The sequence below is a fragment of the Streptomyces sp. NPDC050549 genome, assembly GCF_040655035.1.
GTDB lineage: Bacteria > Actinomycetota > Actinomycetes > Streptomycetales > Streptomycetaceae > Streptomyces.
In genome coordinates, this window is the sequence record NZ_JBFAJD010000102.1 from 1 (window position 1) to 3,286 (window position 3,286).

Sequence of the window (3,286 nt, forward strand, 5' to 3'; positions counted from 1 at the left end):
AGGTACACCTCGGCCGCCGTGCTCGACGTGTTGTGCAGCTCGAAGACCTGATGGCCGGCCTGCGGATGCGTCCAGCCGCTCCCGCAGCCGGAGGTCGCGACCTCGACGGTGGTGCGCGGCAGCCCGTCGGTAGCGGTGGCGGGCCGTGCGCTCGGACCGGATCCCCGTGCTGCCAGCAGTCCGGCTCCCACGGCCGCCACGGCGACGAGGGCACCGGCCGCGAGCAGCACGGTACGGCGGCGGGTGGCCGGGGCAGACGATGCCGGTGCCGGATCCGGGGGCGATATCGGACTGGGTTCGGCTTCGGCGCTGCGCGCGGTGTCGGGCACGCCGGGCCTCCAGGGGGAGTCGTACGAACGGGGGCGGTGTTCTTGATCCTAGGCAGGTCGCAGGGCCCTGACCGGCCCCCTTGACCCGGTTCTGACCGGACGGCGATCGAGAATTCGCCCGTGGTTCATCCGCTCGTCCATAAGCGTGCCCGCCTCACGGCAGGGTCCGGCCGTCGGCTGGAGAGGCGGGGTGATGGTTCACCCGTCCGTCGTCGGTCACCTCGTACAGGTCGATCCGCAGCAGTCGCCGGATGTGGGCTGGGACGCGCTGCGCATGCCACAGCGAGGATGGCGGTACGACGAGCGCGTAGCGGATGTTCGGGGAGTTGCACGTCATGCGGCGCAGCAACTGGCCGTAGGCGATGTCGGCGTCGATCCCCCTCTCCTGGGTGCGGCCCTTCGCCTCGGCGATCAGCCGCTCCTCACCGCGTACGGCCTCGACGTCGGTCCACCGGTCTGTGGGGGTGACCACGGTCCATCCGGCGGCGATCAGATGACGGCGGAAGGCATCGGTGACGCGGTCCTTGTCGCTCACCGGTGCAAGGATCGTCTGGACCGCCTGCAGGTCCGCGTCTCTGCTTCGGCGAAGGCGTCCCCTGGAGCCGGCATCGAGGTCGGCGGGCCGGATCACCGCCAGACGGATCCCGTGCTGCGGGATCAGGGTGTCGCGGCGGGCGTCGTAGATTGCGCGCTGCTCCCCGCGGTGCACGCCGCTGACGGTGAGCCGGTCCGGCTTGTCGAAGTGCGGCACCGGCTGGTCGTGCTGGATCTCTCGGTACTCGACGACCAGGTGCTGACCGGGCCAGTACGCGTCGACCGGCAGCCTGGTGCGCCGTCCGTTCGCCCCCGGGTCGCCCAGCAGCCAGTCGAACCGGTGCTGGCGCAGGCCGCGTTCACCGAGCAGTTCGTCGCACAGATCGAGGACGTACGCCTCGTCGCTGCTGTCCCTTCCCATGCCGCGAAATGATGCCAGGCACGCAGGTGCCGGGGGTGGTTGCGGAACCTGGCACGGAGCGGACGGGGGGAGGTGGCTACCCTGGCCTGCCGGGTGCTCCCGCCGAGGCCAAGAGGGGCGGCGTGCCCTTTGTGCTGCGGTCCTGCGGGAGGCGACGGGTGTCTGGCGGTTCGTTCGGGCGACTCTCCGACCTGGTGGAGTCGCTGACCGGCGACGTGGTCTTTGCGATGTCGAGGGGCAGCAAGGAACTGTTCCACAGCGACATGCTGGCCTGGTACGTGGAGCACCATCCGGTGCTGGGGGAGGCCCTGCTGGATGCCTGGCAGATACCCGAGAGCGGTCACGGAGTCGGTCACGTGCGGGTGCGGCGGGAGTGGCGGAACCTCGACCTTGTCGTGGAATACCCCGGTCGCAGTCCGCTGGTGATCGAGAACAAGGTGTTCTCGCTCCCGGACACCGGCCAGTTGGACTCCTACGCCGATGGCAAGCTGCACGGGCTCGACCGTCCCGTCCTGGTGCTGCTGAGCCTGCTCGATCCCGGATGGCCGGGCCGGACGTGGACGACACCGGCCGGGACGGTGTGGCACTGGCGCGGCTACGACGAACTGTGTGCCGCGCTGCGTCCCTGCCTTCCGGAGCTGCGCGAGGCGGACCGCTTCGGCGCCGACGTGTTCGAGCGCTGGCTCGGCCTGATCGGCACGCTCGTGGGCCTGAGCGCCGAGGTCGGTACGCCCGCCGACTCGGAGCCGTTGCTGCTTCCCGAGGAGACGGCCGCGATGCTCAGGCCCGCTCGCCTTGACGCGACGGTGCAGAAGATGCGCTGCCTGCACGCCACGAACCGCATCCGGGCGGAGCTGGCGGGAGAGATCGAGCGGGAAGGAATCCTGGTACGTACCGCGATGAGCCGGGGCCAGGGCATCGTCGAGATGTTCACCGCCTGCCCCGGACCCGGTTTCGGCTGGCAGATCCAGGAGGGCCAGTTCCGTCTCGTGTATCTGACCGGCGCGGGACCCGGGCACGGGAAGGGCGAGGAGCGGCGGGCGGTCCGGGAGGACCAGGCGCGTGCCTTCGGCGCCTACTTCCGTTTCGACCGGGCGCGGGACCTGCTCGGCGACACCGGACCCGAACGTCCCGGCGTCGCCCCGCACCAGCCGCTGTCCTTCAACGGCTTCGCCCCCGACTTCGTCTACCGCAGCATCCCGGCACCCGATCTGACGATCGAGCAGGTCGTGGACCTGGGCGTCACCTTTGCCCGCGAGGCGCTGAAGGCCCATGCCGACGCGTTCGGCGACGTCCTCCGCGCGGACGGCTGACCGGGGTGGGCGGCCGGCGCGGTGCCGGTAGGCTGCGCTCCTTGCGCGAGGGCGGGGTGTGATGGAGGTCCTGGGAGTCGATGCCTGCGGTAAGCAGGGCTGGGTCGGGATCGGGCTCATTCGACTTTGCCGACCGCAGGAGCTCGTAAACCGGCTCTGAACTGCGACGGCTCACAGACTGCATGTCCGCCACGGCGGGTTGGAGCTGTGGCTCGTTCGAGTGGTCTTGCGTTGGAGTTTCGGTGCGACCTGTACCTCGCGTGGCTGCCGCCAGACGGCAAGTGCACTGACAGCGTCGCGTCGGGTCGCAATCGACGTCGCCGAGGACTTGGGGACAGCTATCGGCTGCGATAAGGATCTTGAACGGGTGGCGGTCCCTCGCAGCCGCCCCGGTTCTCCGACTTGCTCCCGTTTCAGTGGCCGGGCGAGTCACCGAACAGAGAAGCGGCTCCAGCGTGAGTAACGCCCATGTCACCGCGTAAATCCATATTGCTCAAAACATATCTTCCTTTCCGTTATGTCCCGTGTACGCGCCAACAGTTGGTCATTCCACGCAGTACTGTCCGGTCGGCAACGTGACGACATCGTCGATCTGAGACAGACATCCGATGCGGTTGATCAGTCAAGCGGTGTTGGGGAAGGCGGTCTGTTCGTCGTAGGGGATGTGGTGGGTGAGGCAGTGGTGGAGG

The 3,286-nt window shown here is 69.0% G+C and carries 2 protein-coding genes and 1 pseudogene; 1 reads left to right on the plus strand and 2 read right to left on the minus strand.

From position 1 onward, the window contains the following. Window positions 1-329, minus strand: a pseudogene (locus AB0I51_RS48185) (EfeM/EfeO family lipoprotein); the annotation flags it as partial. A 154-nt stretch (window positions 330-483) separates the two neighbouring features. After that, entirely contained in the window at window positions 484-1,284 is an 801-nt protein-coding gene (locus AB0I51_RS48190) for a hypothetical protein (protein ID WP_362985856.1), read from the minus strand. A gap of 158 nt (window positions 1,285-1,442) precedes the next feature. Here AB0I51_RS48190 and AB0I51_RS48195 point away from each other — a divergent pair, with 158 nt between their 5' ends. Next, window positions 1,443-2,597 carry a PD-(D/E)XK nuclease family protein gene (locus tag AB0I51_RS48195; RefSeq protein ID WP_362985858.1) on the plus strand — a complete coding sequence of 385 codons (1,155 nt, stop codon included), beginning with the start codon at window positions 1,443-1,445 and terminating at the stop codon, window positions 2,595-2,597. Window positions 2,598-3,286 lie beyond the last annotated feature (689 nt).